The sequence below is a fragment of the Laedolimicola sp. genome (assembly GCF_051972735.1).
GTDB classification, from domain to species: domain Bacteria; phylum Bacillota; class Clostridia; order Lachnospirales; family Lachnospiraceae; genus Laedolimicola; species Laedolimicola intestinihominis.
In genome coordinates this window covers 12,618-25,145 of the sequence record NZ_JBOKYU010000015.1, presented here as the reverse complement: position 1 = coordinate 25,145, position 12,528 = coordinate 12,618, and the positions used below count along the sequence as shown (strand labels likewise).

12 protein-coding genes are annotated in these 12,528 nt (G+C 51.1%); 7 read left to right on the top strand and 5 right to left on the bottom strand.

Annotated elements, in window-relative coordinates; all coding sequences use genetic code 11:
* Positions 1-156 precede the first annotated feature (156 nt).
* Together ACTRC3_RS05495 and ACTRC3_RS05490 are read left to right on the top strand one after the other, a co-directional pair.
* On the top strand, positions 157-651 hold the full coding sequence (locus tag ACTRC3_RS05495) for a sigma-70 family RNA polymerase sigma factor (RefSeq protein WP_440322122.1): 495 nt from the start codon (positions 157-159) through the stop codon (positions 649-651).
* Positions 641-1,588 (top strand): DUF3298 domain-containing protein, encoded by a 948-nt coding sequence (locus tag ACTRC3_RS05490; protein WP_440322120.1) that lies wholly within the window; start codon positions 641-643, stop codon positions 1,586-1,588. The genes ACTRC3_RS05495 and ACTRC3_RS05490 overlap by 11 nt, the downstream gene beginning before the upstream one ends.
* A gap of 164 nt (positions 1,589-1,752) precedes the next feature.
* Here ACTRC3_RS05490 and ACTRC3_RS05485 read toward each other — a convergent pair whose 3' ends face one another.
* A complete protein-coding gene (locus ACTRC3_RS05485) occupies positions 1,753-2,394 on the bottom strand; it encodes an FCD domain-containing protein (protein WP_178038260.1) in 642 nt (213 codons plus the stop codon).
* Between the two features lie 211 nt (positions 2,395-2,605).
* On the opposite strand from ACTRC3_RS05485, the gene ACTRC3_RS05480 reads away from it, so the two are divergent.
* Complete coding sequence (locus ACTRC3_RS05480; RefSeq protein WP_178038259.1) at positions 2,606-3,607, top strand: type I asparaginase; 1,002 nt, start codon at positions 2,606-2,608, stop codon at positions 3,605-3,607.
* Between the two features lie 151 nt (positions 3,608-3,758).
* On the opposite strand, the gene ACTRC3_RS05475 is transcribed toward ACTRC3_RS05480, so the two are convergent.
* The 4 genes from ACTRC3_RS05475 to malQ are packed head-to-tail and all read right to left on the bottom strand — an operon-like array spanning position 3,759 to position 8,469.
* On the bottom strand, positions 3,759-5,138 hold the full coding sequence (locus ACTRC3_RS05475) for a UDP-N-acetylmuramoyl-tripeptide--D-alanyl-D-alanine ligase (protein WP_440322152.1): 1,380 nt from the start codon (positions 5,136-5,138) through the stop codon (positions 3,759-3,761).
* Between the two features lie 3 nt (positions 5,139-5,141).
* Positions 5,142-6,191 (bottom strand): D-alanine--D-alanine ligase, encoded by a 1,050-nt coding sequence (locus tag ACTRC3_RS05470; RefSeq protein ID WP_178038258.1) that lies wholly within the window; start codon positions 6,189-6,191, stop codon positions 5,142-5,144.
* Between the two features lie 13 nt (positions 6,192-6,204).
* The gene (locus ACTRC3_RS05465; RefSeq protein ID WP_440322117.1) at positions 6,205-6,936 is read right to left on the bottom strand and encodes a lysophospholipid acyltransferase family protein; all 732 of its coding nucleotides are present in this window, start codon (positions 6,934-6,936) and stop codon (positions 6,205-6,207) included.
* 9 nt (positions 6,937-6,945) lie between these two features.
* The gene (gene malQ, locus ACTRC3_RS05460; protein ID WP_440322115.1) at positions 6,946-8,469 is read right to left on the bottom strand and encodes a 4-alpha-glucanotransferase; all 1,524 of its coding nucleotides are present in this window, start codon (positions 8,467-8,469) and stop codon (positions 6,946-6,948) included.
* Positions 8,470-8,656: 187 nt separating this feature from the next.
* Between malQ and ACTRC3_RS05455 the strand changes: the two genes are divergently transcribed.
* The 4 genes from ACTRC3_RS05455 to ACTRC3_RS05440 all read left to right on the top strand — a co-directional run bounded on the left by ACTRC3_RS05455 (position 8,657) and on the right by ACTRC3_RS05440 (position 12,495).
* The gene (locus tag ACTRC3_RS05455; protein ID WP_440322114.1) at positions 8,657-9,070 is read left to right on the top strand and encodes a protease complex subunit PrcB family protein; all 414 of its coding nucleotides are present in this window, start codon (positions 8,657-8,659) and stop codon (positions 9,068-9,070) included.
* A gap of 46 nt (positions 9,071-9,116) precedes the next feature.
* The gene (locus ACTRC3_RS05450; RefSeq protein WP_349163870.1) at positions 9,117-10,676 is read left to right on the top strand and encodes a DUF3794 and LysM peptidoglycan-binding domain-containing protein; all 1,560 of its coding nucleotides are present in this window, start codon (positions 9,117-9,119) and stop codon (positions 10,674-10,676) included.
* Positions 10,677-10,906: 230 nt separating this feature from the next.
* A complete protein-coding gene (gene ispE / locus ACTRC3_RS05445) occupies positions 10,907-11,800 on the top strand; it encodes a 4-(cytidine 5'-diphospho)-2-C-methyl-D-erythritol kinase (protein ID WP_349163869.1) in 894 nt (297 codons plus the stop codon).
* Positions 11,800-12,495, top strand: a complete 696-nt coding sequence (locus ACTRC3_RS05440) for an FCD domain-containing protein (protein ID WP_178038253.1) — start codon at positions 11,800-11,802, stop codon at positions 12,493-12,495. The genes ispE and ACTRC3_RS05440 overlap by 1 nt, the downstream gene beginning before the upstream one ends.
* The last annotated feature ends 33 nt before the right edge of the window (positions 12,496-12,528 follow it).

The following is a 12,528-nucleotide window of genomic DNA, read 5'->3' as shown; positions in this document are numbered from 1 at the left end:
AAATTACCTTGACAGAAAATGCCGGTTGACACAGGCTTTTCTTCAGGGTAATTTTTATAGCAGAAAATGAAAAAGATAAAATTCTCAAAACTTTTTATAAAAGCGTGCCGTCTAATAGATAGAAGTGAAGAAATAAGAAGGAGAGCGTAACGAAAGATGAACACACCGTCTTTACAGCAAAAAGTGGAAGACCAGATCCTGGACAGCTACGAAGCCATGTACCGGCTGGCCTACACTTACGTAAGAAACGAAGAAGACGCCCTGGACATCGTACAGGAAAGTGTATATAAAGCCATAAAAAATGCGTCCAAGGTACAGCAGGAGAGCTACATCCGCACCTGGCTCTGGCGCATTGTGATGAATACAGCCGTGGATTACATCCGCAGCCGGAAAAATGAGACAGAACTTGATGCGGCAGGCGAGACCGGCAAAGAGGATACCTATCAGGACTTCGATACCCTGGAGGCCTTGAAAATTCTGGATGAGCGGGAAAAAGCAGTGGTGATCTTAAGGTTTTTCGAAGATCAGAAGCTGGACGACATCGCCCGTATTCTGCACGAAAATACGAATACCGTCAAAACCATATTGTATCGGAGCCTGAAGAAGCTCCGGGTTCAATTAACGGAAGGAGAGCTGCGCTATGAAGGATGAGAGGTTAGATAAAATGAATCAGGAATACCATGAGACTTTCATTCCCGCAGAGCTGAGACAGCGCGTAGAGACAGGCATCCGGGAAGCAAAAAAAGATATGGAAACGGAACGACAGACCGCCATAGAAAGGAAGAAGCCCATGAAAAAGAAAAATAATAAAATGATTACCTTTGCAAAAACCGTCGGAGGAGCGACCGCAGCCGCACTGCTCGCCATCACAGTTATGGCCAATTCCGGAGCAAGCATCGCCCACGCCATGGCGAAAATACCGGTCATCGGAGCTATCGCGGAGGTTGTCACCTTCCGGGAATATCAGGACAGCACCAATCAGATGTACGCCGACGTTAAGGTGCCGGAGGTAGAGGTGAAAAATGAAGACGGCACCGTCAATCAGGAAAGCACCAACGCCATCAACCAGAGCATCCAGGAATACACCGACGAGATCATTGCCCAGTATCAGGCAGACGTGGAGGCCGCAGATGGCCAGGGATATCAGGCAGTGGATCTGGATTATCAGGTGATTACCGATTCGGACCGCCTTTTCTCTATCCGCTTTGACAAGCTGGTAGTCATGGCCAGCGGCGAAGAAACAGTAAAAATATACCATATCGACAAGCAGACCGGTAAGATGATTAACTTAAGCGGTATCTTCAAAAAAGGCACCAACTTCATCGATCCGATTACAGCGAATATTAAGGAGCAGATGAAGGAGCAGATGGCTGCCGATGAGAATGTCACTTACTGGCTGGACAGCGATATTCCGGAATGGGATTTCAAGTCTGTTACAGCGGACACCACCTTCTACATCAACGAGGAGGGCAGGCTGGTTATCGTATTTGACGAAGGAGAAGTGGCTCCCATGAGCATGGGCAGCGTGGAATTTGTGATTCCCACCGAGGTGATTCAGGATATTGTGCAGGATGGGTTCGTGCAGTAAAAGAGTATAAAAAATATTATCGCACTCGGCGCAGTGGTAGATGGTTGCTGAAGCAACCGCGCCTCGGCGCGAGAATGTGCCAACGGCACATTCTTTTTTATACTCATGCACTTTCGAAAATATAAAATAATTACATTTTAGAGATGAGATGACAGAATGGAGGTTCAATGCAGATAAAGTCGTTTTTCTACAAAATCGATCTGGTCGGCGGTGATACGATGCGCCTGTTCCAGATCCCGTTTCTTCATGGCAGCCGCAAGCTGAATATGCATATCGAGAGAATTCTCCAGATTAGAACGTCCGTCTATCAGGAGATCTCTGCGAAGCCGGTTAAATACATTTTCAAGGGCGGAGATGAGATATACATTTTTTGTGAGCCTGGCGATAGAAAGATGAAAAGTCAGGTTCAGCGCATGATATTGGTTATAGAAATCCGGATCGTCCGGATCGATTTTCTGATTGGCCAGTTCAGAGATTTTGTCCAGTTCAGAGTCGGAAGCAAATCGTATCGCGTATTCCACGGCCCCGCATTCCAGAATGGAGCGGTACTGGCAGAGCTGCTGCAGCTCGGAGAACGAAAGCTTGCGGATGAGATAGCCCTTTCTTGGAATCTTATCGAGGATTCCTTCCTGGCACAGGGTATTTAATGCTTCCCTTGCAGGGGTCCGACTTACCTGAAAGTGTGCGGAAACTTCTGCTTCTGTAATAAAATGCTCGTCATAAACAAAATTATTAATGTCATTTCGAAGCTGTTCCAGAATCGTCTCCGTGGCGGAAAGATTTTTCTGATTCAAAGTCAATGCCATAGCTCTACTTCTCCTAAATTCTTTAATAAACAGATGAATTTAAATTTATTATAAAGGTATTTCAGACAAGTATCAATGGGAGAACGGAAAATTTCAGAAAACCTATTGACCATTATGTATTTCTGTGATATACATGTGATATACATATATACAAACGAAATCACAGGCTTATGTAGAGGGGTTTTTATAGTAGAAGAAAGGGATAATTTTAATGAAACGAATATTACTGATTCTGACAGGCGGAACTATTGCGTCGGTAGATACGGACGAGGGTCTCCGCCCGGGGATTACCCCGGAAGATCTCCGGAAAAGTCTTGCGGAGATCACGGATTTCTGCGAGATTGAGATTCTTCCGTTGCTGAACGTGGACAGCACCAATATTCAGCCGGAGCACTGGCAGATGATTGAAAAGGCTGTAGAAGAAAACTTTGACAATTATGATGGTTTTGTAATCACACACGGGACGGATACCATGGCATATACGGCTGCGGCTCTGTCCTACATGATTCAGAATCCGCATAAGCCCATCGTGATCACAGGTTCTCAAAAACCGCTGGTGAAAACCATCACCGATGCGCGCAAGAATTTGAGGGACAGCTTCCGCTTTGCCTGCGAGGAAAATGTCAATGGTGTCTATCTGGTATTTAACGGCGAAGTGATTCTGGGGACCAGGGCCCGTAAGGTCCGGTCTAAGAGCTTCAATGCCTTTGACAGCATCAACTACCCGATAGCGGCTTTCGTGGACAATGACCGGGTGGTGCGTTACGTGGAGCTGAAGGGCGAAGATAAGCCGGTCAGCTTCTCACAGAAGCTGGCACCGAAGGTTTTCTTATTGAAGCTGGTACCGGGTATCAAACCGGATATTCTGGATTACATTGGGGATAATTATGATGCGGTTATCATTGAGAGTTACGGCGTAGGCGGCATTCCCTTTGCGGATGAGCGGAATTTTCTGGATAAGCTGGAAAGCCTGACACGGAAAAATTGTATTGTGGTGATTGCGACGCAGGTTATGCTGGAGGGCAGTGATGTGGAGCTCTACGAGGTGGGCTTTAAGGCGATGTCGCGCTATCATCTGTTGCAGGCTTATGATATGACGACGGAGGCGCTGGTGGCGAAGCTGATGTGGCTGCTGGGGAAGGGGTATGATTTTGATACCTTTCAGAGGGAGTTTTACAGGCCGGTGGCGAATGATCTGTTGCGGGGGCAATAATTAAATAATGGTATGTGAAGACGGACGGGCAGGGGCTTTGTTGTTTTCCGGTGTACAGCGTTTATCGGACACTGGAGAACTACAAAGTCCCTGCCCTGGTTCTCAATAGTATACTTGTGTGTGGAAAATTTTCGCTTGGTCTCCGGCTGTCTTAGTTGCCGTGATCTTCGAGCCACTTTACGATCTCCGGGAACTCCATGAAATGGGAAGCTTTTACCAGAATGGAGTCACCCTGCATCAGCAGCAGCGGCAGCGCCTCGAAGAGAGCCTCTTTTGTATCAAAGTGTTTACAGATAAGCTTACCGTCCGGATCTTTTGCATGTACGCCTTTTACTAGCTCTTTGGACAGCTCGCCTACGGCGAAGATGGCGTCGATCTGGTTGTCGGCGGCGTGGCAGCCTACGTTGTAATGGAGTAGCTTTTCGTTTTCACCCAGCTCGCCCATATCGCCGAGGATTGCTACTTTACGGCCCAGTGCGTTGGTCAGCACGTCCAGGGACGCGGCCATGGAGACTGGGTTGGCGTTATAACAGTCGTCGAGGATATCCCATTTGTCCGTATGGATCAGATGGTTTCGACCGCTGACGGGCTTCAGAGTCTCGATTCCGGCCCGGATCTCGTCCAGGGTCAGACCCAGCGCCAGACCTACGGCTGTGCCGGCCAGGGCGTTGTAGACCATGTGGTGGCCGGGTATCGGAATGGTGGCGGTGAAGCGGCCTGCTTTGGTTACGAAGTCGCAGCGGCTACCGGCCAGCCCTAAGTTTTCCACGTTTTCGGCGTAGAGATCCAGAGAAGGATCCAGGCCGAAGAAGGTCGGCTGCGGGGTTCGGCTTTTTAGTGTGATAAGTTTATCGTCGTCGCCATTTACAATGATCTGCGCGCCTGGCATGGCCTGGTCGAACATTTCGGTTTTAGCCTTCAGGATTCCGTCCCGGGTTTTCAGGTTTTCCAGGTGGCAGAGACCGATATTGGTGAGAACGCAGACAGTCGGCTTTGCCATGCTGGCAAGCGTAGTCATTTCTCCAAAGTCGCTGATTCCCATTTCCAGGACTGCCGCTTCGTGTTCTTCTCGGATGCGGAAGATGGTCAGCGGCAGGCCGATTTCGTTATTGAAATTGCCTTCGGTCTTCAGTACGTGAAAATGCTGTCCGAGAATCGAGGCAATCATTTCTTTTGTGCTGGTCTTGCCTACGCTGCCGGAGATCCCCACCACCGGAATGGTCAGAGTGCTGCGGTAGCAGGCTGCGATGGCCTTGATGGCTTCCAGTGTGGAAGAAACCTGGATATAGGGTCCGGCAGGCTGCTCCGGCGCGTCCTCACAGAGGACGCAGGCTGCGCCCTTGTCGAAGACGGACGGAATGAAGGTATGGCCGTCAACCCGCTCGCCTTTTACGGCCACGAAGAGATAGCCGGGCTCTACTTTGCGGCTGTCAATGACCACGCCGTTTACCTCGACAGTTTTTAAGCTGTCATCGCCCACATAGGTACCGCCGCAGGCTGTTGCAATTTCTGCTAAAGACATATGCTTCATCATTTATACCTCTTGATTTTTCAGGGAAACCTGAATCAGCTTTTCGCACAGATCCTCGAAGGACATGCCCAAAGCAGCAGCCTCCTGGGGTAGCAGGCTGGTGGGCGTCATACCCGGCAGCGTGTTGGCTTCCAGGCAGTACATTTCTAGGGTTTCTGTATCCAGCATGAAGTCCATGCGGGCATAGGAGCGCATGCCAAGTGCTTCAAATACCATCTCTGCGTAGTGCTGCATTTTCTGAGTCAGCTCTTTGGGCAGATCTGCCGGGCAGGTCTCGATGGTACTTCCGGCCTGGTATTTGTTTTTATAATCATAGAAGCCGTGAATCGGCGCAATCTCGATAATCGGGTAAGCCTTGCCGTCTACTACGCCCACAGAGAACTCGCGGCCGGAGACGAACTGTTCAATGATGACGTCGTCGCCGAAGGAATAAGCATCGTCAAGAGCCTTCTGCAGCTCCTCGGGCTTCTCCACCCGGTAGGTTCCCACGCTGGATCCACCGCAGGTGGTCTTTACCATGCAGGGATAGGGGACAGTGGACGGGTCAATCTTCTGACCGTTCTTAGCGGTGATTCCCTTCGGGGTCGGGATTCCTGCCGCACGGAACATCTGCTTGGACAGGCTCTTATCCATGGCGATAGCGCTGCTCAGATAATCGGTTCCGGTATAGGGAATGCCCATCAGATCGAAGGTGGCTTGTACGCGGCCATCTTCGCCGTTGGCTCCGTGAAGTCCCAGAAATACAATGTCAGCCATATCGCAGAGCGCCAGCACATTGGGACCGAACAGGCTCTTGCCGCCGTCCTTGCGGAGCTCCTTCAGATGAGACAGATCCGGCTGTTCTGCAGAGATGGCGGTTACATCCTTATCCCATTCCACATTTGCCTTAAAAATATCTTCATTGATAGCCAGGTCACCTTCATAGCCCAGATACAGATCAACCAGAATGGCATCATGGCCTTTCTTTTTCAGTGCGCGGTAAATATTGCTTCCGGAAATCAGGGATACATCACGCTCGGTGCTGGTTCCTCCGGCTAAAACTACGATTTTCATAATATCCTCCTAATTATAACAATGCCTTATTCTTATCCAACATTGTCTGAATCTTCTGCTGGGTATAAGCACCCAGGAATTTTTTCTCTTCTTTGGAGAGCTCGGAGACCAGAATCGGCTCGCCGTACTCCAGAATCACATGACAACGGTGGATAAACGGGATGTGATCCTCGAAAATCTCCGCGGAATTGGTAATGGCCATGGGAATAATCGGACAGCCGGTCTTCTCAGCCATCTTCATGCTGCCTTCCTTAAAGGGAAGCAGCTCATCGTGGTGATTTCTTGTTCCCTCCGGGAAAATGCAGATGGAGATTCCATTTTTAATGTATTCTATTCCCTTGAGAATCGTTTTCAGTCCGGCCTTAATGTCATCCCGATCCAGGAACAGGCAGTAGAGATTCTTCATCCAGTCCCGTAAGAGCGGATAGCGCAGCATTTCGATTTTGGCCACATAGCCGGTAAGCCCCGGACAGCGGGCGTAGGTCATCACCACGTCGAAATAGCTGCGGTGGTTGCCCACATAGAGCACCGCTTTGTCCTTTGGCACATTTTCTTCGCCGATGACTGTGAGCTTTACGCCGGTCATGAACATGATTAGCTTAAACGCACCCTGCACCAGGCGAAGAGAACTGTAGTCCTTCCATTTCTGATTAAATTTTCCAATTACCCACTCAATGAGCAGAAGCGGAATTCCAAGAATCAGAAAGCCAAAAAGCACAATTGCTACAAGTATTAAACGTATCATGGCAGCCTCCTATCGTCCGAACAATTCCGTCATCTGGCGCAGTCCGCCGGCCATGCCGGGGTTCAGTTCGCCTTCGCGGAAACGCCATTCCCAGTTGTGTTCTGCAGTTCCCGGCGTGTTCATGCGACAGTCGCTGCCCACCTTTAGAAGATCCTGTACCGGGAAAATGGCGTAGCGGGCAACGGTGCCCAGGCAGATCCGGATGAAATCCCAGCTGACGCTGGAAGCGTCGGTGTTCATATAGCGGCGTACCTTGTCACGGGCATATTCGGATGTGTGCTGATACCAGCCCACGGTGGTGTCATTATCATGGGTTCCAGTGTAGCAGATGCAGTTGCGGGTATCGAACTGGTGGGGCAGGAAAGTACTCTCGCCGCCCTCAAAGGCGAACTGCAGAATCCGCATTCCGGGGAAGTTAAACTGGTCGCGAAGCGCTACCACTTCGGGCGTAATCAGGCCCAGATCCTCTGCGAAAATGGGAAGGTCGTCGCCCAGCTCTTTCTGGATGGCCAGAAACAGATCCGCGCCCGGTCCCTTTTTCCACTCGCCGGTCATGGCTGTCTCAGCGTCCACCGGAACCTCCCAATAGGCCTCGAAGCCCCGGAAATGGTCGATGCGTACATAATCCACCTGGTCAAGCTGATGCTTTACCCGGTCGATCCACCAACGGTAGCCCTCTTTTTTATGTTCCTTCCAGTCGTAGAGCGGATTGCCCCACTTCTGGCCGGTAGCGCTGAAATAGTCGGGCGGAACGCCTGCCACTGCGGACGGATAACCCTTGGTATCCACCTGGAACAGCTTCCGGTTGGCCCATACGTCGGCGCCGTCGGGGGATACGAAGATGGGAATATCGCCTACGATGGCAATGCCTTTGTCGTTGGCATATTTTTTCAGCGCATACCACTGGGTATCGAACATAAACTGCAGGAAAGCCTGATAATGGATGCCCATTTTCAGTTTCTCCTCCCAGAATGCCCGGTTCTGCTTATCCAGATTCCGCAGGGCCTCAGGCCATTTGGTCCAGGGGAGATTGTCCTGCTCCTCCTTCAGGGCCATGTAGAGGCAGTAATCGGCGAGCCAGTCCTCATTTTTCTGGCAGAATTCATCGTAGTTTTTCTGAAGATCCGAATCCTCAGACTTTTCGAAGCACTCAAAGGCCTTCTTATAAAGGGGATACTTGTATTCGCGTACCCGGTCATAATCCACCCGACCCGGGTCGAAATTCGGAATATTCTGCAGGTCGCCCTGATCCAGTAGTCCGGCCTTCAGAAGCAGCTCAGGGCTGATGAGAAGCGGTTCGCCCGCAAACACGGAATAGCCCTGATAGGGTGAGTTGCCGAATGAGGTGATGGGTACCATGGGCAGAATCTGCCACAGATGTTGCCCGCTCTCGGCCAGAAAATCTATGAAATCATAGGCGCCCTTTCCAAAATCACCGATTCCGTAGGGGGACGGGAAGGAAGTTGGGTGTGCCAGAACGCCGCTGTACCGGTAATTGGTCGGATCCTCGGCGGTAGTCATTTTTAAACGCATAATTCTCCTCCTTGGGGTGAAGCTTCACCTTCCGCTATTATAATAAAAAAGCCATGAAAAAACAAGGATTACGGGGGATTTCCCTAAAATATCAGTCGCCGGGAAGGCACAGGCGGGACAGAAAAGGGAATGGGACGTGCCCGGGCGCCATAGATATAGATAAAGACAGGGAGGCGGTAAAAAGAAAATGACAGGAAAACGGATGATAGCGGCAAGTTTTATGCTGTTGCTTTCCTTAAGCTTTATCGGCTGTAAAATGCAGACCAATGCCACAAAAAAGCTTTCCGATCTGGATTACACCATCGTATCGGGACGGGAGCTGCCGGATGAACTTTACGATATTCTGGAGGAAAAGAAAACCGAAAGCTTTAAACTGACTTATGAGGAAAACGACGGGCTGTATCTGTGCGTGGGATACGGACAGCAGGAGACCGGCGGCTACAGCATCGCAGTAAATGACCTGTACCTGACGGAAAATGCCATCTATTTCGACACCAGTCTCATCGGTCCGGGACCGGAGGAAGGAGCCGGGAAGGAGAAAAGCTTTCCGTATCTTACGGTGCGAATCGCTTATCTGGATAAACCGGTGGTATTTCAGTAAAACCGGGCATAGATTAGATAAAAGGAAAATAAGGAGGCAGAAATTTATGGAGCTTGTCCGCAGAACCATCCGTATGACCAGACAGAAGGGAAAAGCGGTCAGTCAGATGACGCTGGACGATGATTATAATATTCCGGAGACCATGCCGGATGTGAGTATGATTGTACAGGAGAAAGGCGATCTGGAGATCGGGGAAGTCCGGGTGGAAAATGGCCGGGCGCTGATACGCGGAAATCTGCGTTTTTATGTCCTTTATCTTGACGATTCAGATGAGGGTGGTCTACATAGCGTCAAAGGACAGATTCCATTTGAGGAAAATATGAATGTGGAGGGGGCGAAAGACGGCGACAGCCTGAAGCTGAACGGCATCCTGGAGGATCTCTTTGCAGTTCTCATCAATTCCCGGAAAATGGGAATCAAGGCTGTGGGAACCCTGGAGTTGACTGTGGAGGAGCTGGCGGAGGAAGCCCTGACCACAGCCCTGGAGGGCGGGGAACAGGCGGAAATCCGGACCGAGCACCGGACGGCTGCGGCTCTGACGGTGCAGAAGAAAGATACCTGCCGCATTAAGGATGAAATCATTCTTCCGGCCAATAAGCCCAATATCCGGGAACTCATCTGGCAGGACGTGGCCTTACGCGGCATGGAGCTTCGACCCGGTGAGGATGAAATCCTGATCAAGGGTGAGCTGGGGGTATTCGTACTCTATGAGAGCGAGGAAACGGAGCAGAAAACCGGATGGCTGGAGCAGAGCGTTCCCTTTAACAGCCATATTGATGTTCATGGCAGCAGGGAGGGCATTGCGGCCAGTCTGGGAGCTGTGCTGGCAGGGGCGGAGCTGGAGGTGAAGCCGGATTACGACGGTGAGCTGCGGGTGCTTCATGTGGACGCGGTGTTGAACCTGGATATCCGCATGTATGAGGAGGAAGGCGTCGATCTGGTGGCTGATGTATACAGCCTGAAAAAAGAGCTGATTCCGGAAAAGGCGGAGACGGACTACGAGCGCCTTCTGATTAACAGTGCTTCCAGGTGCCGGGTATCGGGCAGGATGACCACGGAGCAGACGGATATGCAGATTCTGCAGATTTGTCACAGCAGCGGGGAGGTGAAGCTGGATGACTGTACGGCTGTGGAGCAGGGACTTCGGGTAGAAGGCGCCGTACAGGTGGAAGTGCTTTACATCACCTCGGATGACAGCCATCCGATTCTATGTCGGAAAGAAGCGATTCCATTTGAGCAGCTTATCGAGGTGCCGGGCATGACAAAGGACAGCGTCTGGTATCTGGATGCTATCCTCGACCAGCTTGCGGTGGATATGGTCAGCGGGACGGAGATGGATGTGAAGGGTGTGGTACTGCTGCAGATCCTGGTGCTGGCAAAGGAGCGGGCGGAGCATGTGGTGTCCGTGACAGAGGAGCCGCTGGATCTGACGGCTCTGAAAGCGCTGCCTGCTTTTGTGCTTTATGCGGTACAGCCCGGCGATACGCTATGGGAGATCGCGAAAAGCTGTCGCAGCACGGGAGAGCGCATCTGTGAAATCAACGGCTGCGCGCCGGAGGAGATCCGGCCCGGAAAGAAGCTGATTCTGATAAAAGAAGTGCGGTAACTATTCAGAACAGCCCGAAGCACTAGCTGCTGAGGGCGTATGAACATGATTTGGGAGTGCAAAATCCCATCGGCGAAGCCGATTTCCATGGATTTTGCATTCGTAACTGGTCAGGTACTGAACAGTTACGAAATACAAGAAAATGGAAAGAGATGGGGGTAAAGATTTCTTGCATTTTACCCCCATTTTTGCTATACTGTGTATACAAAAAACACAGGAAGTACAATACTATGGATAAGATGCAGTTAAAAGCACTGGCAAAGATCAATCTGGGCCTGGACGTGCTCCGGAAAAGGGAAGACGGATATCACGACGTACGGATGATTATGCAGACAGTGCGTATTTTTGATCGTCTTGCGCTGGTGAAGCAGGACAAAGAAGGAATCCGGGTCAGAACGAATCTCTACTATCTGCCCGCCAATGAAAATAATCTGGTATATAAGGCTGCGAATCTGCTATTTGAGGAGTTTGACATTCCGGGCGGACTTTCCATTGATTTGAAGAAATATATCCCGGTAGCAGCAGGTATGGCAGGCGGAAGCTCCGACGCGGCGGCTGTTCTCTACGGCCTGAACCGCATGTACGGTCTGGGCCTGTCCCAGGAGCAGCTCATGGAGCGCGGTGTGAAGATCGGCGCCGACGTACCCTATTGTATCATGCGCGGAACCGCCCTGGCTGAGGGTATCGGAGAGAGGCTGACTTCCTTACCGCCCATGCCGCCCTGCAACATTCTGGTGGCCAAGCCAGGTATCAGCGTATCGACCAAATATGTCTATGAGAACCTGCATGCCAATGATTTAAGACCGGAGCAGCATCCGGATATCGACGGCATTCTGGACGCCCTGAAAAAGCAGGATCTCCGGGGTATGGCAGAGGCCTTACGGGACGGCAATGTACTGGAAACAGTGACCGCGAGCGCCTACCCGGTCATTGGAAAGCTGAAAGAGACTATGGAAGAGAACGGAGCGGCTGTAGCCCTGATGAGCGGCAGCGGCCCCACCGTATTCGGTATTTATGAAGATCGGATGCAGGCCCGCAGAGCGATGGCGGCCATTCGCAAAAGCCGCCTGGCGAAGCAGCTGTTTCTGACCACACCGTATAATAACAACAGGAGGAATGGCTGATGAGTCAGGAAATTAACGCAACTATGAATGAATATCTTCCGCTGCGGGATGTGGTATTTCAGACCCTGCGGCAGGCGATTTTAAGAGGCGAGCTGGAACCGGGCGAACGTCTGATGGAGATCCATCTGGCAGACCGTCTGGGCGTAAGCCGTACGCCGATCCGTGAGGCCATAAGGAAACTGGAGCTGGAAGGTCTGGTTGTGATGATTCCGAGACGGGGAGCCATCGTGGCCAGCATTACGGAAAAGGATTTGAAGGATGTGCTGGAGGTGCGGCGCACACTGGAAGTAATGGCGGCGGAGATCGCCTGCGACCGGATTACGCCGGAGCTTCTTGATGAGCTTGCCGAGGCCGGTGAGGAATTCCGCAAGCTGAAGGATTCCGACGATTACACCAGCCTGGCGGCGGCGGACGTGAAGTTCCACGATATCATTTACGCGGCTACGGACAATCAACGCCTGATCAGTATTCTAAACAATCTGCGGGAGCAGATGTACCGTTACCGTCTGGAGTACTTAAAGGATACGCACAGCCATGAGAAGCTGGACGGCGAGCATCAGGCCATCTTTGAGAATATCAGGAACGGTGATAAGGAAGCCGTGTGTACCATGGTAGGACAGCATATCGATAACCAGAAAGAAGCAATTCTGGCCGCCATCCGGGAAAATGAGAAAAAGAAAGCGGAGAAGGCATAAAAGCTTCGCATAAAAAGCAAAAAACAGGGTATC

Bases quoted from the DNA above. Each gene is read 5' to 3' on its own strand.
- ispE (WP_349163869.1), top strand. From the start codon at position 10,907: ATGGATAAGATGCAGTTAAAAGCACTGGCAAAGATCAATCTGGGCCTG.
- ACTRC3_RS05440 (WP_178038253.1), top strand. From the start codon at position 11,800: ATGAGTCAGGAAATTAACGCAACTATGAATGAATATCTTCCGCTGCGG.
- ACTRC3_RS05475 (WP_440322152.1), bottom strand. From the start codon at position 5,138: ATGAAGCATATGTCTTTAGCAGAAATTGCAACAGCCTGCGGCGGTACC.
- malQ (WP_440322115.1), bottom strand. From the start codon at position 8,469: ATGCGTTTAAAAATGACTACCGCCGAGGATCCGACCAATTACCGGTAC.
- ACTRC3_RS05450 (WP_349163870.1), top strand. From the start codon at position 9,117: ATGGAGCTTGTCCGCAGAACCATCCGTATGACCAGACAGAAGGGAAAA.
- ACTRC3_RS05490 (WP_440322120.1), top strand. From the start codon at position 641: ATGAAGGATGAGAGGTTAGATAAAATGAATCAGGAATACCATGAGACT.
- ACTRC3_RS05470 (WP_178038258.1), bottom strand. From the start codon at position 6,191: ATGAAAATCGTAGTTTTAGCCGGAGGAACCAGCACCGAGCGTGATGTA.
- ACTRC3_RS05485 (WP_178038260.1), bottom strand. From the start codon at position 2,394: ATGGCATTGACTTTGAATCAGAAAAATCTTTCCGCCACGGAGACGATT.
- ACTRC3_RS05455 (WP_440322114.1), top strand. From the start codon at position 8,657: ATGACAGGAAAACGGATGATAGCGGCAAGTTTTATGCTGTTGCTTTCC.
- ACTRC3_RS05495 (WP_440322122.1), top strand. From the start codon at position 157: ATGAACACACCGTCTTTACAGCAAAAAGTGGAAGACCAGATCCTGGAC.
- ACTRC3_RS05480 (WP_178038259.1), top strand. From the start codon at position 2,606: ATGAAACGAATATTACTGATTCTGACAGGCGGAACTATTGCGTCGGTA.
- ACTRC3_RS05465 (WP_440322117.1), bottom strand. From the start codon at position 6,936: ATGATACGTTTAATACTTGTAGCAATTGTGCTTTTTGGCTTTCTGATT.